This window comes from Hymenobacter nitidus (assembly GCF_020447315.1).
Classification (GTDB): domain Bacteria; phylum Bacteroidota; class Bacteroidia; order Cytophagales; family Hymenobacteraceae; genus Hymenobacter; species Hymenobacter nitidus.
Genome location: NZ_JAJADQ010000010.1, coordinates 21381 through 42641 on the forward strand (window position 1 = coordinate 21381; position 21261 = coordinate 42641).

The 21261-nt window shown below is 58.7% G+C and carries 20 protein-coding genes and 2 tRNA genes; 10 read left to right on the plus strand and 12 right to left on the minus strand.

Annotation, left to right across the window (positions count from 1 at the left end; translation table 11 throughout):
- Positions 1-82 precede the first annotated feature (82 nt).
- Entirely contained in the window at positions 83-1147 is a 1065-nt protein-coding gene (locus LGH70_RS17655; RefSeq protein WP_226188319.1) for an SDR family oxidoreductase, read from the minus strand.
- A gap of 140 nt (positions 1148-1287) precedes the next feature.
- On the opposite strand from LGH70_RS17655, the gene LGH70_RS17660 reads away from it, so the two are divergent.
- Positions 1288-1989: a 16S rRNA (uracil(1498)-N(3))-methyltransferase gene (locus LGH70_RS17660; protein WP_226188322.1), complete on the plus strand. Its 702-nt coding sequence runs from the start codon at positions 1288-1290 to the stop codon at positions 1987-1989.
- A gap of 18 nt (positions 1990-2007) precedes the next feature.
- Here the strand turns inward: LGH70_RS17660 and LGH70_RS17665 are convergent, their stop codons facing one another.
- Together LGH70_RS17665 and LGH70_RS17670 are read right to left on the minus strand one after the other, a co-directional pair.
- The gene (locus LGH70_RS17665; protein WP_226188324.1) at positions 2008-3441 is read right to left on the minus strand and encodes an RtcB family protein; all 1434 of its coding nucleotides are present in this window, start codon (positions 3439-3441) and stop codon (positions 2008-2010) included.
- Positions 3442-3470: 29 nt separating this feature from the next.
- Positions 3471-3827 (minus strand): hypothetical protein, encoded by a 357-nt coding sequence (locus LGH70_RS17670; RefSeq protein ID WP_226188327.1) that lies wholly within the window; start codon positions 3825-3827, stop codon positions 3471-3473.
- 150 nt (positions 3828-3977) lie between these two features.
- Here LGH70_RS17670 and LGH70_RS17675 point away from each other — a divergent pair, with 150 nt between their 5' ends.
- A complete protein-coding gene (locus tag LGH70_RS17675) occupies positions 3978-4637 on the plus strand; it encodes a DUF4159 domain-containing protein (RefSeq protein ID WP_226188329.1) in 660 nt (219 codons plus the stop codon).
- A 661-nt stretch (positions 4638-5298) separates the two neighbouring features.
- Here the strand turns inward: LGH70_RS17675 and LGH70_RS17680 are convergent.
- The 5 genes from LGH70_RS17680 to LGH70_RS17700 form a co-directional block, all read right to left on the minus strand.
- Positions 5299-5814 carry a hypothetical protein gene (locus LGH70_RS17680; protein ID WP_226188332.1) on the minus strand — a complete coding sequence of 172 codons (516 nt, stop codon included), beginning with the start codon at positions 5812-5814 and terminating at the stop codon, positions 5299-5301.
- Positions 5815-5899: 85 nt separating this feature from the next.
- Positions 5900-6475 carry a 1-acyl-sn-glycerol-3-phosphate acyltransferase gene (locus tag LGH70_RS17685; protein WP_226188335.1) on the minus strand — a complete coding sequence of 192 codons (576 nt, stop codon included), beginning with the start codon at positions 6473-6475 and terminating at the stop codon, positions 5900-5902.
- 60 nt (positions 6476-6535) lie between these two features.
- Complete coding sequence (locus tag LGH70_RS17690; RefSeq protein WP_226188337.1) at positions 6536-7324, minus strand: patatin-like phospholipase family protein; 789 nt, start codon at positions 7322-7324, stop codon at positions 6536-6538.
- 15 nt (positions 7325-7339) lie between these two features.
- Positions 7340-8185 (minus strand): MBL fold metallo-hydrolase, encoded by an 846-nt coding sequence (locus LGH70_RS17695; protein WP_226188340.1) that lies wholly within the window; start codon positions 8183-8185, stop codon positions 7340-7342.
- A gap of 136 nt (positions 8186-8321) precedes the next feature.
- Positions 8322-9269 (minus strand): acetyl-CoA carboxylase carboxyltransferase subunit alpha, encoded by a 948-nt coding sequence (locus tag LGH70_RS17700; RefSeq protein WP_226188342.1) that lies wholly within the window; start codon positions 9267-9269, stop codon positions 8322-8324.
- A gap of 275 nt (positions 9270-9544) precedes the next feature.
- On the opposite strand from LGH70_RS17700, the gene LGH70_RS17705 reads away from it, so the two are divergent.
- The 4 genes from LGH70_RS17705 (at position 9545) to LGH70_RS17720 (ending at position 11365) form a co-directional block, all read left to right on the plus strand.
- Positions 9545-9618: transfer RNA gene (locus tag LGH70_RS17705), tRNA-Asp, on the plus strand.
- Positions 9619-9701: 83 nt separating this feature from the next.
- Positions 9702-10259, plus strand: a complete 558-nt coding sequence (locus LGH70_RS17710) for a GNAT family N-acetyltransferase (RefSeq protein ID WP_226188343.1) — start codon at positions 9702-9704, stop codon at positions 10257-10259.
- 266 nt (positions 10260-10525) lie between these two features.
- Positions 10526-10599, plus strand: a tRNA-Asp gene (locus tag LGH70_RS17715).
- 214 nt (positions 10600-10813) lie between these two features.
- Complete coding sequence (locus LGH70_RS17720; protein ID WP_226188345.1) at positions 10814-11365, plus strand: hypothetical protein; 552 nt, start codon at positions 10814-10816, stop codon at positions 11363-11365.
- A gap of 112 nt (positions 11366-11477) precedes the next feature.
- On the opposite strand, the gene LGH70_RS17725 is transcribed toward LGH70_RS17720, so the two are convergent.
- A complete protein-coding gene (locus LGH70_RS17725; protein ID WP_226188347.1) occupies positions 11478-11990 on the minus strand; it encodes an NUDIX domain-containing protein in 513 nt (170 codons plus the stop codon).
- A gap of 218 nt (positions 11991-12208) precedes the next feature.
- Here LGH70_RS17725 and LGH70_RS17730 point away from each other — a divergent pair, with 218 nt between their 5' ends.
- Both LGH70_RS17730 and LGH70_RS17735 read left to right on the plus strand, forming a co-directional pair.
- Positions 12209-13660, plus strand: a complete 1452-nt coding sequence (locus tag LGH70_RS17730; RefSeq protein WP_226188349.1) for a DEAD/DEAH box helicase — start codon at positions 12209-12211, stop codon at positions 13658-13660.
- 258 nt (positions 13661-13918) lie between these two features.
- A complete protein-coding gene (locus tag LGH70_RS17735) occupies positions 13919-14416 on the plus strand; it encodes a hypothetical protein (protein ID WP_226188351.1) in 498 nt (165 codons plus the stop codon).
- Between the two features lie 136 nt (positions 14417-14552).
- Here the strand turns inward: LGH70_RS17735 and LGH70_RS17740 are convergent, their stop codons facing one another.
- The 3 genes from LGH70_RS17740 to LGH70_RS17750 all read right to left on the minus strand — a co-directional run bounded on the left by LGH70_RS17740 (position 14553) and on the right by LGH70_RS17750 (position 18126).
- Positions 14553-14720 carry a hypothetical protein gene (locus LGH70_RS17740; protein WP_226188353.1) on the minus strand — a complete coding sequence of 56 codons (168 nt, stop codon included), beginning with the start codon at positions 14718-14720 and terminating at the stop codon, positions 14553-14555.
- 700 nt (positions 14721-15420) lie between these two features.
- A complete protein-coding gene (locus tag LGH70_RS17745; RefSeq protein WP_226188355.1) occupies positions 15421-16086 on the minus strand; it encodes a helix-turn-helix domain-containing protein in 666 nt (221 codons plus the stop codon).
- A gap of 285 nt (positions 16087-16371) precedes the next feature.
- On the minus strand, positions 16372-18126 hold the full coding sequence (locus LGH70_RS17750; RefSeq protein ID WP_226188358.1) for a L,D-transpeptidase family protein: 1755 nt from the start codon (positions 18124-18126) through the stop codon (positions 16372-16374).
- 283 nt (positions 18127-18409) lie between these two features.
- On the opposite strand from LGH70_RS17750, the gene LGH70_RS17755 reads away from it, so the two are divergent.
- Together LGH70_RS17755 and LGH70_RS17760 are read left to right on the plus strand one after the other, a co-directional pair.
- Positions 18410-20200 carry a M1 family metallopeptidase gene (locus tag LGH70_RS17755; RefSeq protein WP_226188360.1) on the plus strand — a complete coding sequence of 597 codons (1791 nt, stop codon included), beginning with the start codon at positions 18410-18412 and terminating at the stop codon, positions 20198-20200.
- Positions 20201-20292: 92 nt separating this feature from the next.
- Complete coding sequence (locus LGH70_RS17760; protein WP_226188362.1) at positions 20293-21234, plus strand: cyanophycinase; 942 nt, start codon at positions 20293-20295, stop codon at positions 21232-21234.
- The last annotated feature ends 27 nt before the right edge of the window (positions 21235-21261 follow it).

Here is a 21261-nt window from a genome sequence, read left to right on the forward strand (position 1 = left end):
TTCGCTGTAAGTATGTAAGCCCAAAAAAGGCCCCGCCGGATTCTCCGGCGGGGCCTTTTTGTTTACTGGCTGTCTTACGGGGCTATTCTACCCACTGAGCCGTCTTGGATTCTGACGCTGGCTCGTGGCCAGTAGAAGAGCCATTCTTCGACTTGCGCACCAGTGCGGCCACGCCCAGCCCCACGGCGCCGGCTACGGCGGCCGTTACCAGAGGGTGCAGCGTCGCAGTGGTATAGTAGCTGCTTTCCCGGGTATGGCCGGGGTAGTTGCCACGCTCTTCGAGGCGGCCCGCAGCGTGGTCGAGGCCATTCTGGTGACGAGGACGCGGGGCGTAATCGGCTTTTTCCTGCTTGGCAAATACGTTTTCCATGAACTTGTCGAGCAGCCGCGGGGCCAGGTGGGCCATGGAGGTAATCATGCGGCCACCGCCACCCACGGTAATTTCGCGCTCGGGCGTTTCGCAGCAGTGAATAATGGCGCGGGCCACGGTTTCAGGGGCGTAGGCGGGCGGCGCGTGCTGCGCTTCGCGCTCCATGTAGTTCTTGGCGTGCAGCGGGTAGGGCGTGTCAATGGCGGCGGGCTTGATGAGGGTAACCACAACGGGCGCCTTGTCCATTTCCAGCTCCATGCGCAGACCGTCGGTAAAGCCCTTCACGGCGTGCTTGCTGGCCGAGTAGATAGTTTGCAGGATGGCTGTGCTTTCCGACAGAATGCTGCCGATGTTGATAATGGCCCCACCGCGCTGCTTCAGGTGCCGGGTAGCTTCCAGGGAGCCATAAATCAGGCCCCAGACGTTGGTATCGAATAGCTTGCGCATATCCTCAATCGGTACGTCCTCTACTTTACCATAGATAGACACGCCAGCATCGTTGATCCAGGTATCGAAGCCGCCGTAGGTGGCCTGGGCGGCCTGGGCAATGCGCTTCACATCGTCCTGGCTGCTGACGTCGGCTACTACATACGTGGCCTGCCCGCCGCCCTGGTTGATTTCGTCGCAGAGCTGGCGCAGGGCGTTTTCACTGCGGGCGGCCAGCACGAGCTTGGCACCTTTTTCGGCCGCCATGCGGGCCGTAACCAGACCAATACCGGAGGAGGCACCGGTAATGACTACTACTTGCTGGGATAGTTTTTTGAGTTTGGGTGTCATAGCGTAAGTGAGTTCAGAGGGTTAAGCCCTCTTCTACGACCTTCACCGGGCTTGGGTACATAAAATATTCTGGCCAATTCCCCGTCGCGCGCCCACCCTGCCAATGGCGCTTACCGTCCGGGAAGTCCTACTTTTGCGCCATGCCTACCTTCTACGCCCCCGACCTTGCCGGCTCCGCCTACACCCTGCCCGAAGATGAAAGCAAGCACGCCGTGCGCGTGCTGCGCCTGGGCCCGGGCGATACGGTCGAGCTGGTGGATGGGCGCGGCGGGCTCTACCAGGCCGAAGTGGCCGACGCCAACCCCAAGCGCTGTCAGCTGCGCATCGTGCGCCACGAAACGGTAGCGCCGCGGCCCTACTTCACCCACGTAGCCGTGGCTCCCACCAAAAACCTCGACCGGATGGAGTGGTTCGTGGAAAAAGCCGTGGAAATGGGCGTGGAGCGCATCACGTTTCTGCGCTGCAGCCGCTCGGAGCGGCGGGAGCTGAAGCTGGACCGGCTGGAGAAAATAGCCGTCAGCGCCCTGAAGCAGTCGGGGCAGGCGTGGCTACCGCAATTGGACGAGCTGACCGACTTCGCCCACTTTATCCCGACCGTTGCCGCCGACACGGCCTTTATTGCCCACTTAGAGGAAGGCGAGCGGACAGCCCTGGCGCAGGTGGCGGCGCAGGGTGCCGGCTGCTGCGTACTCATCGGCCCCGAAGGCGACTTTACGCCCCAGGAAATCGAGGCAGCGCGGCAGCGCGGCATTCGGCCCGTGACGCTAGGGGCCTCGCGCCTACGCACCGAAACAGCAGCCTTGGCGGCAGTGCATACCGTGCACGTGGTGCGGGAGCTGTAGGCCCGCCCGGCAAGGCTCTTACTCCGAAGAAAGCGCCGAACAGTCGGCCTGGGAGTCGTCGGCGGCCCGGCGGGCAGCTTCCTTGGCCAACTTTTTCTTGCGCCAAGGCGCGTCCTGCTCCCAGTCGCCGGCCATAATGCAGCCGTAGGGCCGGATTTCGTCCAAAGTAGTGGCCAGGTTGAAGTCCACAATCTGCCGCTTCACTTCTTCGGCATCTTTATAGGCGCTGGGCAGCTCGGAAATGTCAATCCGATTGAAGAAAAACCGGGCGTCGATGCCCTGGGTTTCCTCGGCAAACAGCTCCTCCCTGGTCTGCCCGATCTTGCTGTATTTGTGGCGCGTGCGGCTCAGGTTGCGCCCGGCCCCGTGGGGCGCAAAGCCCAGATTATTTTCCGTGGTCGAGCCTTCCACAATCAGGATGGGCTGGGCCATGTTCAGCGGAATGATGCGCGGCCCGGTAATGTCGGGCATAAATTTCGGGTCGAGCGGGGTGGCGCCTTTGGCGTGGTAGTACAGGTCGCCGTCACGAAACACGAAGTTGTGCTCGTTCCAGAACTGCTGCTGCACCGCCGCGCCCAGCTCCTGGGCAATGGCCTGGTGCAGGCACAGGTGGTTTTGCTTGGTCCACTTCCGGATGGTTTGCAGCGCGGCCCAGTAGTGCTGCCCTTCTTCCGACTGGCTGGGAATCCAGGCGTTGTGCGGGTCGGTGGCGGGCGAAATAGCCTGGCGAAACCGTTCGGCGACTTTCATGCCCTGCGTGTACAGGGCCGCGCCGGGCCCCCGGGAGCCGTGGTGGGTTACCAGCACCGTGTCGCCGGTGTTGCGCGAAATGCCCACGTAGAGAAAGTGGTTGCCGTCGCCCTGGGTGCCTAGGTGCTCCTGGGCCAGCTTGAGGCTGCGCAGGGAGTTTAGAAATGGATTGGCCCGAAACTCGGCCTCGATGTCGGTGGGCAGCGCAAACTCCCGCTCGGGCGGCCGGCCGCCGGGGCCGAAATGGGTAATCTGCTGGGCCGTGTCCAGCACCGTTTTCGGGTCCAGCTTGCCCAGGTTGGTCAGCATCACCGAGCAGCAGATGTCGGCGCTGTGCATGCCGGGGTGAATGGCATTGCGCGTCACGACGATGCCGCCCACCGGAATCGTACCCAGCGGCCCGGCCGGGCAGGCGTCGGGCATGATGGCCCCGGCTACCACCGTGGGCGTGCGCATCAGCTGCTGCATTGATTGGCGGACGTAGGCAATATTGGCTTCCTCCACCGGGGAGTCGGCGCTGATGTTCTCGTGAAAAGGCACCGGATGGGCCAGCAGCGGAATTTCCGGGGCCGGCTTCACCGTATCGAGGTAGGCCTGCAGCGCGTCGCCTGCCAGGGCGTGCGTGTTGATGTGCTCCAGTGCCTCTTTAAACCATTTGCCCGGCTGTAAGCCCAGGCTCAATAAGTCGTTACCGGTAATCATTATCCTTAATTAGGCAGAGTGCTTCGTCGCTACTCTTGAGTGGAAATAGGAAAGTCTTGCTCTATAAGAAAGGCATGGGGCATCCAACAATCCGATTTTTCCGTGCCCACCTCGTGGCCGTTAGAGCAAATCTTATTAGGTCCATCGGTGCCATCAAGCCCGCAGCAGCCGTTAAGCCGACTTGGATTGGGGTGATTGGCGCAGTTGAGCATATCCCGCACATTAATAATCAACTGGTTTGCGGAGTTGGTAAAATAGCTCCCGTCGCTAATCACAAAGAAGCCCTGCGGAATATAGTCTTCCCCTTCCTCCTCGCTGATAAGCGCCCGGTTGGGGAGCTCCAGCAGGTCATTGGTGAGCGGAATCTTACATTTACGGCAATACAAGACCATGCTAGGAAATTTACCGGCGCTCAAGGTACAGGTATTGCCCGAGTTGCAACCTTACGCTGCTATTCCAAGCCTTTTCAACTATCTGTTGTCGAACTTTTGAAAGCCTCTGCTCCTTTCCAGTAAAGCCTACGCTACTAGTTTCCCATGCTGAAAAACCTGCTGCTTTCCGCCCTTCTCCTGCTTTCCCTCACGGCCGCCGCGCCCGCGCCCAGCTTCCGCATTGCCAAGCTGCACTACGGCGGCGGCGGCGACTGGTACGCCAACAAGACCTCCCTGCCCAACCTGATTCGGTTCTGCAACCAGGCCCTGCGCACCAACATTGCCCCCGACGAGGCCATCGTAGAGCTGGATTCGCCGGAGCTGTTCACCTACCCCTTCATCCACATGACGGGCCACGGCAACGTGTCCTTCACCGAGGCCGAGGCCAAGAACCTGCGCCGCTACCTCACCGGCGGAGGCTTCCTGCACATCGACGACAACTACGGCCTCGACAAATTCATCCGGCCCGAAATGAAGAAAGTGTTTCCCGAGCTTGAATTCGTGGAGCTGCCTTTCTCCCACCCGATTTACCACCAGAAGTTTCAGTTTCCCAAGGGCCTGCCCAAAGTACACGAACACGAGGGCAAGCGGCCCCAGGGCTTCGGCCTGCTCTACAAAGGCCGGCTGGTGTGCTTCTACAGCTTCGAGTGCGACCTAGGCAACGGCTGGGAAGACGTGGGCACCTACGACGACCCGCCCGCCACCCACGAAGCGGCCCTGCGCATGGGCGCTAATTTGGTTTCGTATGCTTTGACGCAGGATTAATAGCAGGATTGCGTTGGCAACTCGACTCGAGCAGTTCCCATCTCTCAACATAACCTGCGTTATACAACCGACCGCGGAATAGTGGTGGTCTTGGGGCTGAATTTTTGCTGTTGCTATAATTGCATTCTGCCTTTTTTAGCCCATGTCGGAAGTATCGTATCCACCCTGGCGCAAGAACTGTTGGAGTTGAAAATAAGGGCTAGCTACATAATCAGCGTCGTAAGGCAGCCATAGCTTAAACGGCGGATTAGAATAAAACTCAAAGAGGCTTTCTGTTTCCGTATCAACCCAATTTCGGTCGGCTATCGTCCGCCAAGATGGTTGAATCCCCAACCATGCTAATGCCTTCCGTATCCCCACTGGGTGAGGCCAGCGAGCAAGCGGGGCGAAGGGTACCGCTATCCATTGGCTGGCTGAACATACCATCATTCGGTCGTGATAGAAAACAATTTCTGTTACCTCAGGTAGGCCTTCGGTGCGAGTAGGGACCACACGCATGATGTCTGTGGACATAGCAGTTAATTATTATTCAATGGTTTTACACGCTGCAAATAGTGGTCGATAACTTGTAAAAGGTTTACCTGCCTATTCCACCGCCGCGGCTGTGCTGCTGGGCCACTTGGCGTTGCGCCTCCTGCTCTGGCTGTGAGTTGAATTCCCCCTACTCAAACCTCCGCTTCAGTATCTCGCTCAGAATAAAAGCATCCCGCAGCTCGGCCGGGTTGCGGAGGCGGCTGGTCAGGGAGCGGCCGGACGATACGGGGGCGGCACTGGGCGACTGACGCGGCTGGTGGGCCGGCTGGCTGTGGTCCATGCCGGTGCCGCGCCGCGCTACCGGGGCCGGCCGTTCGAGCGACATATTCGTGGCGCGTCGCTCCTGCGAGAGGGCGCGCTGGGCGGGCCGTTCCAGGGTGCGGGCAGCGCGGGCCTGCTCCTGCGGCAGCTTGCGGCCCCCGGGCGTAGTGGCTGGCGCGGCCGGCGCATTGCCCCGCTGATTCTGCTGCTGCATCTGCTTGAGCAAATCTTCGAATGATGAGCCGGATTGCGACCTCTGACTCTGGGCCCGGGGCCGCTCCTGCTGCTCCTGCCGGGTGGTGTCGCGCATTTTCTGCACCATCCGCCACACGAAGAGGGCGAGTCCAAGCAGAATCAGACCGAGGGTTTGCAGTTTTTCCATAACAACGGGCGAGGCTTAACGCAGAAAAGGTACGCCTTTTCGGGACGTACCTTTTCATTTTCATGGGCCGAAAGCCGATTACAGCTTAGCGCACGCCTTTTTCCGGGAACCGGCCGGCCTTGGTGCGGTAAAATGCCTTGATTTGCTCCAGGTCCTTTTCGTAGTCGCCGGTGGGCCAGAAAGCGGGTCCTACGCCGGCTTCCTTGTTTTTGTAGTCCAGGTAGCCCAGCAGAATCGGGACATTGGCGCCCATAGCGGCGAAGTAGAAGCCTTTTTTCCAGCGGGGCTGGTAGGCGCGGGTGCCTTCGGGCGTGATGAGAATCACCAGCTCGTCGCGCTCATTGAAGAGCTGCACCATGCCATCCACGAGGCTGTTGTTTTTCTGCCGGTCTACGGGCAGCGCGCCCAAGGCCAGCATCAGCTTGCCCAGCACCGGAATATCAACCCACGATTTTTTTACCGTGAAGCGCACGTCTACGTCCATCAGGAAGAAGGCGGCCCGGGAAAACATGAAGTCCCAGTTGCTGGTGTGCGGGGCGGCAATCATCATGCTTTTGGGAATGCCGGGCGGCACCTGCGGGCCTAAATGCCAGCCAGTTATCCAAAACCAGAAACGGGAAAACTGATACCAGAACGTAGAGGTCTTTCGTGCTTTTTCCATGAATAATGTCAGCGACTATTGCCGAAATGGTAGTAGCCAGAGGTCAAAACTAAAGAAATTTCAATCCTGTCCATTAGCAGAGCCTTCGGCCAGCAGCTCCCGCAGGGCCGCCGCCTGGGCCATGGTGTGCGCATAGCCAATGTCGAATATTTCGGGGGCCCGCCGCAAATCCGTGACCCGGAACCGGTGCAGGGCGGGCGGCTCCAGGATAAAGTGGCACTGGGCCAGGCGCGGCTGCACGTTCATGGAAATAGCCAAATAGGCCGTCCGCTCCCCTACTTCCCGCAGCGTGGTCAGCGGGGCCTCGGGGCTCATCGGGTTGCAGTGCACGCCCACCACGGCCAGGTTGGCCTGAGCCAGCAGCGGCTCCACGGGTAGGTTGTTCATCACGCCACCATCCACCAGCACCTGCCCCTGCCACTCGACGGGCCGGCAGACGATGGGTACGGCCGCCGCGCCCAGCAGGGGCTTGAGCAGTGGCCCCTGCTGAAAATACACCGTCTGCCCCGCCGCCAGGTCGGTAGCCACCAGCGTCAGCGGCGTTGTCAGCGCCTCAAAGGTCGGGGCCGCGCCCAGGTAGTGCTGGTAGAGCTTCTCCACCAAATCGAGGCGCACCAAGCCCAGGCGGAAGGACGGCCGCAGCAGGCGCACAAACCGGGTGTCGGTCAGCAGCCGGAAAATCTCCCGCGGGGCAAAGCCCGCCGCGTAGAAAGCCCCCGCAATGGCCCCGGAGCTGACGCCGGCAATGTGGCCGATGGGCAGCTGCAGCTCATCCAGGGCCTGCAGCACCCCCAAATGGGCAATACCGCGCGCCGCGCCTCCCGACAAGGCCAATCCGAGCTTGCGCATACTATTGGGGTCAGGTTAAAGGTCTTCGAGGCGGAAGGTTTCGGCCACGCGCACGCCTTTTTCGGTGTGCTGCACCGTGCAGCAGGGCGTGGTGGGGTCGTGTTCGAGCACCAGTACCCAATTCTCGTCGGCGGCCCGGCGCAGCACGGCTTCTTTCTCGGTCATCGTCACCAGGGGGCGCATGTCGTAGCTCATCACGTAGGGCAGCGGGATATGGCCCACGGAGGGCAGTAAATCGGCCATAAACGCCAGCTTCCGGCCTTTGTAGTTCAGCACGGGCACCATCATCTTCTCGGTGTGGCCATCGGCAAAGATGATTTCCCGGAACTGCGACAGTTCGGCGGGCACCCCTCCGGCCCCGACGAAGCGCAGATGGCCGCTCTCCTGAATCGGCAGGATATTTTCCTTCAGAAAGCTGGCCTTCTCGCGCGGATTCGGCGTCACGGCCCAGTCCCAGTGGGCTTCGTTGCTCCAGTAGGTAGAATTCGGAAACGCCAGCCCCAGCTGCCCGCCGGCCGTGCGTACCACTGAGCCGCCGCAGTGGTCGAAGTGCAGGTGGGTCAGGAATACGTCGGTGATGTCGGCCGAGGTAAAGCCTTTCTGCCGGAGCGAAGCTTCCAACGATGCGTCGCCATGCAGGTAAAAGTGGCCCCGGAACTTCTCGTCCTGCTTGTCGCCAATGCCGTTATCGACCAGCAGCAGACGGTTGCCGTCTTCTATCAGCAGGCAGCGCATGGCCCAGGTACACATATTGTTGGCGTCGGGCGGGTTCAGCTTCTGCCACATCGACTTAGGCACGACGCCAAACATAGCGCCGCCATCGAGTTTAAACAGGCCGGTATCCAGGGTATGAACAGTCATAGAAAAGAGTGAGTTGGGTGGGGCAACAATGCAGCGGGAAAGGTAGCAAGGAATAAAAAAAGCGCCATGCCCAGCTCCGCAGAACCCAGCATGACGCTTTTACGATGCTTACGGCTGGTAAGCCGCCAGCGTTATTCTATTCGACCACGACACCCATGGCCGAGAACTTGTCGATGCGCTGGCTGATGCGCTCCTCAGCGGGCAGGGCTTCCAGCTCGTCCAGGGTTTTGATCAGGGTTTTCTTCAGGGTGTCAATCATCTTGGCCGGGGCAGTGTGGGCACCGCCCAGGGGCTCCTTCACAATGCCGTCCACGAGCTTGGCGCTCAGCATATCGGTGGCCGTAAGCTTCAGAGCCTCAGCGGCCTGCTCCTTGTAGTCCCAGCTGCGCCACAGGATGCTGGAGCACGACTCAGGTGAAATCACCGAGTACCAGGTGTTTTCCAGCATCAGTACCCGGTCGCCGATACCGATGCCCAGGGCGCCACCGGAAGCACCTTCGCCAATCACGACGCAGATAACGGGCACTTTGAGCATGAACATCTCCTTCAGGTTGCGGGCAATGGCTTCGCCCTGCCCCCGCTCCTCGGCTTCCTGGCCCGGAAAAGCGCCCATAGTGTCAATCAGCGTTACAACAGGCTTGTTGAACTTCTCGGCCAGCTTCATCAGGCGCAGGGCCTTGCGGTAGCCTTCGGGGTTGGCCATGCCGAAGTTGCGGTACTGCCGCTCCTTGGTGTTGCGCCCCTTCTGCTGACCAATAAACATCACCGAGCGGCCGTCGAGGTCGGCAAACCCGCCCACCATGGCCTTGTCGTCTCCCACGGTCCGGTCGCCGTGCAGCTCCACAAACTTGGAGGTCATGCCCTCGATATAATCGAAGGTGTAGGGCCGGTCGGGGTGGCGCGAGAGCTGCACGCGCTGCCAACGGGTGAGGTTGGTGTAGGTTTCCTTCTTGAGAGCCTTGATTTTCGCCTCGAGGGCGGTTACGGCCTCCGATACATCTACCTGGCTATCCAGGGCCAGTTGTTGCATTTCGCGGAGTTTGCCTTCGAGGGCAGCAATTGGTTGTTCGAAATCGAGGAGCATTGCCGGGGGTGAATGCGTCAGGGTGGCAGAAATGGGAATACGCCAGGGCTACCGCAGCGGCCCCGACGAAAGCAAAGGTAATTGAAACGTCTCCATACGTGCCTGCAATGGCCGGGAATGATTTTTCGGAAAAATAATGTCGCTGAAAAACAGCCACAAAGCCCCGCTGCTCCGTTTTATTTGCGGAAAAAGCGCGGCCATAGTTGTGTAATCTAAAAGGTCGTTCTACTTTTGCACCACTTCAACGGAAAGCAGCTGGCTTTGCAGAAGGAAATGGTTCGGTAGTTCAGTTGGTTAGAATGCCGCCCTGTCACGGCGGAGGTCGCGGGTTCGAGTCCCGTCCGGACCGCAAAAGGCTCTTAGCTTCACGCTGAGAGCCTTTTTCGTTTTCTGGCAGTCACCACGGTCCGTGTATTTCGCTACTTTGGGGCCATGAAGCCTCCTTTAAGCCTACTGGCCACTCCAGCCTCCGTCGTACCGCTGCTCGAAACCGCCGACCTGCTCCTGCGCGGCCCGCGCCCGAGCGACCTGCCCGCCGCCGCCGCCATGCACGCCGATCCGGCCTTTTACCGCTTCCTAGGCAACAAGCCCCATTCCCCGGAAGACGTGTGGCGCCGCCTGCTGGGCCAGCTCGGCCACTGGGCCATGCTCGGCTACGGGTCTTGGTCCATTGAGGAAAAAGCCACCGGCGAGTACATCGGCACCGTGGGCTTCTTCGATTTTCAGCGCGACCTTACCCCCTCCATCAGCGGCACCCCGGAAGCCGGCTGGGTCCTGTCGCCGCGCGTGCACGGCCGCGGCTACGCCAGCCAGGCCCTACAGGCCGCCCTGGGCTGGGCGGAGGCGAACATGCCCGCTGAGCGCCTCACCTGTATCATCGACCCCGATAATGTGGCGTCTTTGCGCCTGGCCGGCAAGTTTGGCTTCCAGGAGTTTGCCCGCACTACCTACCACGACGAGCCTATTATGCTGCTGGAACGGCGGCGCTGAGTTCCGGCCCCGGATGTCGGCGCAGCTATGCTACGCGGCAACGGTAGCCTATCCACCTTTTCTCACGGTCGGCGCCGCGCTCCAATCAGCTTCCGGCAGGCTTCACCAACAGGATTTTCAAAAATTAATCTCCCTTAAAACCAGCGACTACGGCGCAAACCGGCCCTTTTTTCGACAAAAACATAGCGCTTGGGTTGTGTAATCTAAAAGGTCGTTCTACCTTTGCACCACTTCAACGGAAAGCAGCTGGCTTTGCAGAAGGAAATGGTTCGGTAGTTCAGTTGGTTAGAATGCCGCCCTGTCACGGCGGAGGTCGCGGGTTCGAGTCCCGTCCGGACCGCAAAAGGCTCTTAGCTTCACGCTGAGAGCCTTTTTCGTTTTTACGCGTCCCTGCTGGTGGCGCAAAATCATGGCCGTTCATCATTGGACTTCCGATTCGCGGGCTGTGTCGTTCCGGCGCGGGGTTTGAACGAAGCAGCCCCTGCCGCTGTCTGACACTTGCGTATCTTTGCCCCGCAGTGGCTCAGCCACGACACGACTACCTTATTTGCTTGATGAAAAAGCTTTTTCTACTCATTACCCTTCTCTCCTCTTTTGCCGCTTCCGCCCAAATGGTTACGCCGGAGCGCAAACGCTATATGCGCCCTAAGAAGGACGAAGAATGTGCCCTGGTGCTCAACGTGACGAAAAACACGGATGAGGATTCCCAGAAAGATGCCTCCATGACCCGCGTGGCCTACCGGCCCTACGCCGAGCTGCTCACCGCCCTGGATGCCATGCGTGAAATGAACCGCTGGGCCGACAGCACTTACCAGCGCCGCTTCAAGGCTCTGCCGCCCGGTGGTGAGCTGCAGGTAACCATGTACCGCCGCGGCGCCCAGAATGCCGACCCCTCGGCCCTGTCGCTTTCGGCCAAGACCAAAGACGGCAAAGAGGTATTCGCCCAGACCCTGACGGCCGGCAGCGGCCGGTTCTGGAACCAGGATCAGTACAAGAGCGAGCGGGTTATTCCATTTGTAAAAATGGAGGCTCCCCAGCCCCTGACGCTGATCATCACCGATGCCAAGCTGAAGCAGGATTTCGAGTACGTGATTAACGCTCAGTAACGCGCTGCTCCCCTAAACAGTAAGCCTGATGAGGTTTTGTCCTCATCAGGCTTTGCTTTATCTGGTTTTTACAAATGGTAAAAACCCTGCTTTTCCAGGCGGCCTCCTTTGCTTAGCGTAGCTGGGCCCACTGCACGGCTATCAGGGTTTTGGCATCCTGCCAGGGCTCGGCGGCCAGCTCTTCGTAGCGTAGCGCCACGACTTCGATGTTCTCGTTTTCGTCGATGGCTCCCCCGCCGGGGCCGCTCTGGTGGCTCACCTCGGCGTAGTACAGCCACAGCAGTTCGCTGCTGCCCCCGGGCGAGGAGTAAAAGTTGGTGATATAGGTAAGCCGGTCGACGTCGTAGCCCAGTTCCTCCTGGATTTCGCGGCGCATGGCTTCTTCCGGACGCTCACCTTCCTTGTCGAGCATGCCGGCCGGAATTTCCAGCAGCTCCGATTCGGACCCAACCCGGAACTGCCGCACGAAGAGGTAGCGCTGCCGTTGGGTGTCGAAAACCAGGGCTGCTACGGCATTGCCCGGCTCGAACCGCTCCCGCTTGAGCTGCTGCCCGCCGGTCTGCACCAGCAATTGACTAAGTTTGTAGTGCCCATCGTGGAGAATTTTGCGGTTGGTGACGTTCATAAATAGTCGAGGTTAGTGGCTTTTTCATCCTTCAGCGCGTACAACCGCTGACGTACTGCCTGGCTTATACGCTCGTGGCTGTTTCCCGCTTGGCCGGGGCCAGAGTTTCTTTTTCTTCGCCAAATTTATCACGCTTACCCGCAGCCTGCTTTCCAAAAAAGGCTGCACCGGCCGTCTCAAGTAGTGCCGCGGCCTTTTTTCTTTCCATTTCCTTTCTGATGACGTTCGACGAACTCAATCTTATTTCGCCCATCCTGCGTGCCCTGCACGAGGAAGGCTACACCACCCCTACGCCCATTCAGCAGCAAGCCATTCCGCACGTGCTCGACGGGCGCGACCTGCTGGGCGTAGCTCAGACCGGCACCGGCAAAACCGCCGCCTTTACCGTTCCGATTCTCCAGATTCTGAGCCAGACGGCCAAGCTGGAAAATCATTCGCACTCCCGCATCCGCTGCATGGTGCTTACGCCTACCCGGGAACTAGCCATCCAGATCGGGGAGAGCTTCGCCGCCTACGGCCGGCACTTACCCCTGCGCCACACCGTTATTTTCGGTGGCGTGGGCCAGACACCCCAGACCAACGCGCTGAAGCGCGGCGTGGAAGTGCTCATTGCCACGCCCGGCCGCCTGCTCGATTTGATGAACCAGGGCTTCGTAGATCTGCGGCACATCGAAGTATTTGTGCTCGACGAAGCTGACCGCATGCTCGACATGGGCTTCATCAACGACATCAAGCGCATCCTGCCCAAGCTGCCAGCCTCGCGCCAGACGCTGTTTTTCTCGGCTACCATGCCGGGCGTGATTCAGGAACTGGCGGGCTCTATCCTGAAGCCTAACCCGGTGAAAGTGGCCGTCACGCCCGTTTCCAGCACCGCCGACACGATTACCCAATCCGTGTATATGGTGCCGAAAAACGACAAGCCGGAGCTGCTGGAGCATATTCTGCGCGACAAAAGCATCAAGCGGGTGCTGGTGTTTACCCGCACCAAGCATGGCGCCGACAAGGTGGTGAAAACCCTGGCCAAGGCCAACATTCCGGCTGAAGCCATTCACGGCAATAAGTCGCAGAACCACCGCCAGCGGGCTTTGTCCAACTTCAAAGCCGGTAGCACCCGCGTGCTGGTAGCTACCGACATTGCCGCCCGCGGCATCGACGTGGACGAGTTGACCCACGTTATCAATTACGAAATTCCCAACGAGCCCGAAACTTACGTGCACCGCATTGGCCGCACCGGCCGCGCCGGCGCCGACGGTGTAGCCCTGTCGTTCTGCGACGAGGAAGAGCGGGCTTACCTGCAGGATATTCAGAAGTTGATCCGCCGCCAGATTCCGGTGGTTTCCGACCATCCCTACTTCAGCGTATTTGTGGTACCCGTGCCGCTTACGGGTGGTCCCGCCATTCAGCGGCCCAAAGGCCCGGCCGGACGGGCTCCCCGCCCCGGCCGGGGCACGGATGCTCGTCCGCCCCGGGCGGCAGGTGGTGCCGCGCAAGGGACAGGCCGGAGCGCGGGCAGCACCTCCGGACGGGGTGAGTCGCGGCCTGCCTCTTCCGGCGGTGCGCGTTCTACCTCTGCCAATGCCAACCGCCCCGCCGGTGGCCGCCCCAGCGGCGGTGGCACGGGCGGCGGGCAGCGGCGCCGCTTCCGCGGCGACAGCAGCAACAGCCGGTAAGGCTCTCTGCTGGTAGCTAAGCTCCTGGTCAAGTACTGAAAAGGGTGTCTGAACGCTGATTCGGGCATCCTTTTTCGTTTTATTAAGAGTTAAGTCCTGGGCGCTGGCTGCTTTGTGACACCTAGAGAGGCATAGCATCTAGCCCCAGGGCATCTGCCAGACTGACCGGCAGCCGATTTGAAACAAAAAAAGCCGATTACGGCTTATAATACCGCCGTTGGCACCAATCTTTTAATCCCTCGCCTAATTTCTCTTTGTATGGCCCTCAGCTCGTTTCCTGTTATTCAGGCCCTGCGCGACACTGCCCAGCGCCTCGCTACGCAAGCGCCCTACCAGTGGGGGCACATGGGTAGCTGTAACTGCGGCCACCTGGCCCAGACCGTGACCCACCTGACCAAAGCGGAAATTCACAGCCGGGCCATGCAGCGCTACGGCGACTGGGAGCGGCAGCTCCTGGACTACTGCCCGACCAGTGGCCTGCCCATCGACCAGACGATTGATGAGATGCTGGCCATGGGCTTCACCCGCACTGACTTGTCGCATCTGGAGCGCCTCTCCGACCCAACGATTCGCGCCGCTATTCCATTTGAGCGCCGCAATGCCCTACGCCATAATCAGCGTGACGACGTTGTCTTATACCTCCGGACGTGGGCGCAGCTTCTGGAAAACCAGCTGGTGAGTACGATTCAGCTGCCAGCCGATTTGGTCGGCGCTCAAAAAACCGTGCCAGCGGCAGAGGCCTTACTAAGCCACTAAGGCGGCTTAAGTCTGCCTGGTTACATCACAGAACAACTCGAAATGCCAAAGCCCCGCCGACTTACGTCCGGCGGGGCTTTTATTTTTTAGGTAGAGCTGCTTAGCTCATCTGCTGGCAGCGTCCAAAGAGGGGCTACTAATTAGCGTTGCTGCGTTGCGCGTCGCGGTAGAGTTCAGCACGGTGGTTACGCTTATAGGCGGCATCAGCGCTTGGGTCTTTCTCGGGGTCAGGAGCTTGCTCACAGGAAGAAAGGAATAACGAGGCGCAGGCGGCAAACAGGAAGAGCAGACGGGACTTTTTCATGGCCCAAAGGTAAGCACCGACTCTAAAACAGCCAAGGATTATCCAGCTTCTCTTCCAAGACAGAATTTGCCAGTGATCAACGACCGCAAGCAGAAATGTAACCAAGCCTATTCGTCAGTTCTCAACCCGCAGCTACCATTTGCATCAATTACATATGACAACACCTGTTCCTTTCCACTTTTGCTTTTTACACGCTTGTCGGCTTCTGGATTCACAACCAACAACTGCTTCTTAGTCTTCGCTGAGCTTCAAGCCAGCCGCGCTAAAGGCATTAGCCTACTCTGCTGCTGGACATATTGCCTTTTTTCATGCTTCCGGCATGACAATGTTCTTAGCACCGCAAGGGTTTTATCAGTGCAGAAGTAGTAATACCAAACAACCAATTACCCATGAAACAAAACCAAGTCAATCAACTCCTGTAAAATGCCTAGCAATATCCAAACAAGCACTTTATTTGCAATTCATAATAGCACTGACTAACAGTATTTTAATTTTACATATTAACAGATTATGCTAATAGAAATAACTCTTGCATGTAATATAACATATACCATAAAATCCACTTGGCAACTTATAGAGAGGATGGCAAACTTAGCGACTCAGCAGGTGTTGAATAGAAGTCAAAATTCCCACTCTGCCAAATTGCACTCAGCTACCCACGAGCAAAAACTCAAAGTATAGTAGCCAAAGCGCAGGTAGTCTATACCACCTCCGGCTGATAATCGGAGAAGGTGCCGTCCTGATAGAAAATAACGATTCGTCTTATCTTCTTCCCAGTTTCGGCAAAAGCCAACGCAGTATTGTTCATTATATGAGAAGGAGCTACTTGCTGCTCTGGTAGGGCCGCTACGGTTGTAGGCAGGGCCGGCACTGGCGCTGCCGGGACGATTGGGGGAGCGGGCGGCACTGCTTCAGCAACGGCGCTCTGGACCGATTCGGTTTCGGCGGGCTGGGGAGTTGCTGCCGGTACCTCAACACGTGCTGTAGCCCCTGGATTTCGCTTTACAGGTGTCTCTACGGCTTTGGTGCTTTCCACGGGCGCTACGGGAGCGGCAACGGGCAGAACGCCTGCTGTGGAGCCGGAAAGAGCCATCATTGAACCGGTACCACTTAATAGCCAGGGCAGCGACAAATCCGGGAAAGCGCCGATGATCTTCTGCACCACTTCCAGGCTGGGCTTGTTGCGCCCGCTCAGAATGTGGCTCACAATAGGCCGGGCAACTCCAATAGCGTCGGCAAACTGAGTAGGCGTCAACTGCCGGGCTTGTAGAAGGGTGCGAATTCGGTCAACCATAAACAAAGCCTGTTTATTTACAAATGTACGGAATATCCGGCGAGGTATTACCGGATTTAATAGTTGATACAATTGTAATTACAATCATTCATACTAGTAACTTTTGTAATATACCAGAAATCCAGCCCACTCTGTTTACAAAAGTTATACAGATGTAAACTAGGGCAGCACACCCCTGAACTAAGCTCTGTTACCTCGCTTGCCGGAATACATTATTGTTAGTGTATTACTTAGTGCTGGTGCAGGCTCAGACGAACACCTGCCGTCATGCTATACCTGCCAGCAAAAAAAGAGGCCACCAGCATTTGCTGGTAGCCTCTTTTAGAGGCCGAGAGCCTCACTCTGTATTTCGCAAGCTTAGTCGAAGTACTCGCGGGCCAAGGCCTTGTCGTGGCTGTAGATGTCCTCCCGGAAATGTACGCTTCCAACCTCATCAACCCAGGCCGTGAAATATACCAGGTATACGGGCAGCGTTTCCTTCAGCGACACGTACTTCTCCTTGCGGTTAGCAATGGTATCCTGAATAGTCTGCATGTCCCAGCCGGGCTTGTTGCGCAGCAGATATTCCGCCAGCTTCAGGGGCTCGGCCACGCGGACGCAGCCGTGGCTGAAGCCCCGCTTGGTTTGGCTGAACAGCTCGTCGTGAGGCGTGTCGTGCAGGTAGATGTCATTCGAGTTCGGGAAGATAAACTTCACTTCTCCAAGGTCATTCTTTGGGCCGGGGCGGCGGCGCACCGTGTACTTAAACGTCTCCTGGGAGATGCTCGACCAGTCAATAGTGCTGGGGTCAACGACTACGGCTTTCTTGCCTGAGCCCTTCACCACCTCCATGTCGAGACGGTCGAGGTAGTTAGGATTATTGATCAGCTTGGGCTTAAACTCTTTCTCAATGATGCTCCACGGCACGTTCCAGTAGGGCGAGAGTACGACGTATTCCAGCTTGTCGCTGAACACGGGCGTAGCGTTCATTGTCTTGCCCACGATGACGCGCATATCGAAAACTTCCTTGTTGTTTTCGATGACGTGCAGCTTATAGTCCGGGATGTTGACCAGCAGGTAGCTAGGCTCAAACTTCTTCGGAACCCAGCGCCAGCGCTCCATATTCAGAATGATCTGGTCGATGCGGGCTGAGACCGGAATGTTCAGCGCCTTGAGCGTTTCGCCGCTCACGATGCCGTCGGCCTTGAGGCCGTTCTGCTCCTGAAACTGCTTAACGGCTTCTACCAGCTGCCCCCCATACTTCTCGGCCGGCGCTGCCGCTGGAGTCGTGTTGTTGGTGGCCTGCACGGGAGTATTCGGCGTATTTTCCGGCTGGGGTGCGGCCGTGGCCGCCCCGCCCAGCAGGCGCTGGCGCAGCAGGGCTACTGCCGGGGAAGCATCCCCGGGCTTGAGCTTGGTGGTAGCGGGCAGCGTAGGCCAGCCACCACTGCGCTGCATGGCGCGGTAGTCAGCCAGGGCTTTTTTCAGCCGGTCATACTCGGGGTGCAGGGGCTCAAACTCGTAGTACGGGTAAGTACTTTCCCGCTCCTTGAGAATGGTCATCAGGGCCTTATGCAACTTGATTTTGTTGCGCTTAACCTTCCAATCAATGCTCTTGACCTCGCGCGGATTTACCGTCCCCCGGTAAAAATCGGAAGCCCAGTTGAAGTAAGTAGCTGATAATGCGACGTCTATTTCCTTTTCCAGTGCGTTGCGCTTGGTCGAGTCCGACTGGGCCTTCTCAAAGGCGGCAAAGAGCTTGTCAAAGTCTTTTACCTTATAGTCCCGCGGGTCCAGGCCTTCGTCGGCAGCTTTGTTGATAACGCTGAGCAGAGTTTTGGCCTGGGGTACCAGCTCGTGGTTCCGAAACCAGCCGAGGCGAAAATCCCGCTCCCGGTAGAATTTCTTGCCCCACTCCAGCTGATCTTTGAAGGCCGGCTCGGCTTTCATGTACTGGATGACATAGGTGCTGTCGAGCTTGGGTTGCGCGCCGCCGGCCTTGGTGAGGCCGCCGGGTAGCGCATCCTGTATCTTATCTTTCTGATCCTGGCTGCACGCCGTCGTGAGCATGGTCAGGCTGACAAGCCAGAACAGCAGGACGGTGAGGAAGGCAGGACGCTTCGCTTGGTTCATGTACAAGGGGTGTGGTGAGGAAAGCAGAATTGGCTGCTGCCGGAGCCGGTCAAACAAAAAGCTGACCAGCCCTCCGGCGGAGCGCTCTGCGCGTTCTACTGCTTTCCGGCCCCGGGGGTTGTCGAAGCAGCAGAACTACACCACGGTGCAAGATAACAGTTTTGCCGCTACCCCGCCGCCGCTGTCCAGGGCAAATTAAGCCTTGGCATTACGTTATATTTACCTCCTTTCCCGGTTTTCCGTACACGGTGGTTATTGTTCTGTTTCCCCGGCTTCCCTCCTTATGCTGTTCACTCCCGACCCCCACAGCTATGCCCGCCCCGCCCAGGTGCAGGTACGCCACCTGGCCCTCGACCTGCAGGTTGACTTTTCCTCGCGCACCCTCCGGGGCCAGGCCACCTGGCAGCTGACCAACCACACGGGGGCCACCGAGCTGTGGCTCGATGCTCGTACCCTGCACATCGAGTCGGTGCGGCTGGACGGCCCGACCGGTGAGCAGACCACCTTCACGCTTGGCGCCGACGATCCGATATTAGGCCAGCCCTTGAGCATCATGGTGCGTCCCGACACCAAGGTTGTTTGTATTGAGTACACTACCTCCCCCGAAGCGGCGGCCCTGCAGTGGCTCATGCCCGAGCAGACGGCTGGCCGCGAGCAGCCGTTTCTCTTTACCCAGTCGCAGGCTATTTTGGCCCGCACCTGGATTCCGTGCCAAGACTCGCCGGGGGTACGCTTCACCTACGAGGCCCGCGTGCAGGTGCCCGCTCATCTGCTGGCGCTGATGAGTGCCGAGAATCCGCAGCAACTCGATTCAACCGGAACTTACACCTTCCGGATGGAGCAGCCCATTCCGGCTTACCTGATGGCCTTGGCCGTGGGCAACGTGGAGTTCACCCCGCTCAGCACCCGCACCGGCATCTACGCCGAGCCCGTCACGCTGCCTAGCGCTACGCACGAGTTTGTGGATCTGGAGAAAATGGTGGGTGCCGCCGAGGAGCTGTATGGCCCTTACCGCTGGGGTCGGTACGATTTGCTGGTGCTACCGCCCAGCTTTCCATTTGGAGGCATGGAAAACCCGCGTTTAACATTTGTAACACCTACTATTCTGGCCGGTGACCGGAGCCTGACCAGCCTGGTAGCCCACGAGCTGGCCCACTCGTGGTCGGGCAACCTAGTGACCAACGCCACCTGGAATGATTTCTGGCTGAATGAGGGATTCACCGTGTACTTCGAGCGTCGTATCATGGAGCGGCTTTACGGCCGGCCCTACGCCGACATGCTGCAGGTGCTGGGCCATACCGGCCTGCTCCACACCGTAGAGGAGCTTGGCCCAACCAGCCCCGATACCCACCTGCACCTCGACCTAGCCGGCCGCGACCCGGACGAAGGCCTCACCGAAATTGCCTATGAGAAGGGCGACTACCTCCTGCTGACCCTGGAGAAATTAGTCGGCCGCGAGAAGCTCGACTCCTTTATTAAGGAGTACTTTGCCCGCTTCAGCTTTCAGTCGATGGACACCATTTCCTTTGTAGCCTACCTGCGGCGCGAGCTACTGGCTCAGGAGCCGGGGCTGGAAGAGCAGCTGCAGCTTGAGACCTGGGTAAATGGCCCGGGTATTCCGGCGGTGGCCCCGCCCGTGTCGTCGGAGCGCTTTGCTGCCGTGGAGCTGGCCCTGCAGCAGTGGCAGCGGGGCACTCCCGCTGCTGCCCTCCCCACTGCGGAGTGGAGCAGCCACGAATGGGTGCATTTTCTGCACGGCTTACCCAAAAGCTTGCCGGCCGCAAAACTGGACGAACTGGATGCAACCTTCGGTTTTACCCATTCTGGTAACGCCGAGATTCTATCGGCGTGGTTTCCCCTGGCCCTGGCCGCCGGCTACCAGCCCGCCGACGAGGCCATGGAGCAGTTTCTGACTAAAGTCGGACGGCGCAAATTTCTGACGCCGATTTATAAGTCGCTGCTGGCGGTACCGGGCGGCGCTGAGCGGGCCCGAGACATCTACGCCCGGGCCCGGCCCAACTATCATTCGGTGGCCACCACCACATTTGATGCAATGGTGGGCCAAACCGCTTAATTTACCGCTCAGCTTTGGCGGGTGTGGCCTGAACCTTGCTTGCCCGTTCGGAGTTATTTTCCTTTCGTTTTCATTAAAGTTGATTTGTCGCGTTGAAAGCACCTAAACCTCTCGGGAAGTTAATTGCCATCGGAGGCAATGAAGATAAAGGCACCTACCCCAACCCACGCACCAAGAAGAAATACTACCTCAATTTTTTTGAGCTCGGTATTCTCAAGCGCGTGGTTACGGAGTCGGGCAAGACGAATCCGCGCATTGAGGTCATCACCACTGCCTCCATGATACCGGAGGAAGTAGCCAAGATTTATGTCTCGTCCTTCGCCATGCTCAACTGCATGAACGTGGGCATTCTGGATATCCGCACGCCCGAAGACGCGCAGCAGCCCGAATACCTGGCCCGTTTGCTCGAAGCCGACATTGTGATGATGAGCGGCGGCAACCAGTCGCGCCTGAAGATGATGTTTGGCGAAACGGAATTTCTGGACCGCCTCACTGCCCGCTACTACAACGAGTCCAACTTCGTTATTGCCGGTACCAGCGCCGGGGCCATGGCTATGTCGCACATCATGATTATGGGCGGTAGCGTACCGGACGCCCTGTTGAAGGGCGCCGTAAAAATTGGGACGGGCCTGAGCCTGAACAACAGCGTAGTCATTGACTCCCACTTCGTGAAGCGTGGCCGGTTTGGGCGCCTGATGGAAGCCGTAGCCTTGCACCCCAAGCTCATTGGTATTGGCCTGGGCGAAGACACGGGCGTGCTGATTACCGAAGGCAACCTGATTGAAACCATCGGTTCCAACTTGGTTATCATCATGGATGGACACAACCTGCAGCACAACAATGCCGCCGCCGCCAAGAAGGGCGCCGCTCTTTCGATGGAAAATATGACCCTGCACGTGCTGGCCAAGGGCAACACCTACGACATTCAGGAGCGCCGGTTCTACGCCGACCGGACGGCCTATGCCCCCGCGCCCACCGTGTCGCCCGAACCAGTGGCGGAATTGCCTACCGAAGCGCATACGGCTACGGCATAGCAACGCGGGTTGCTCAAAAGCAGAACG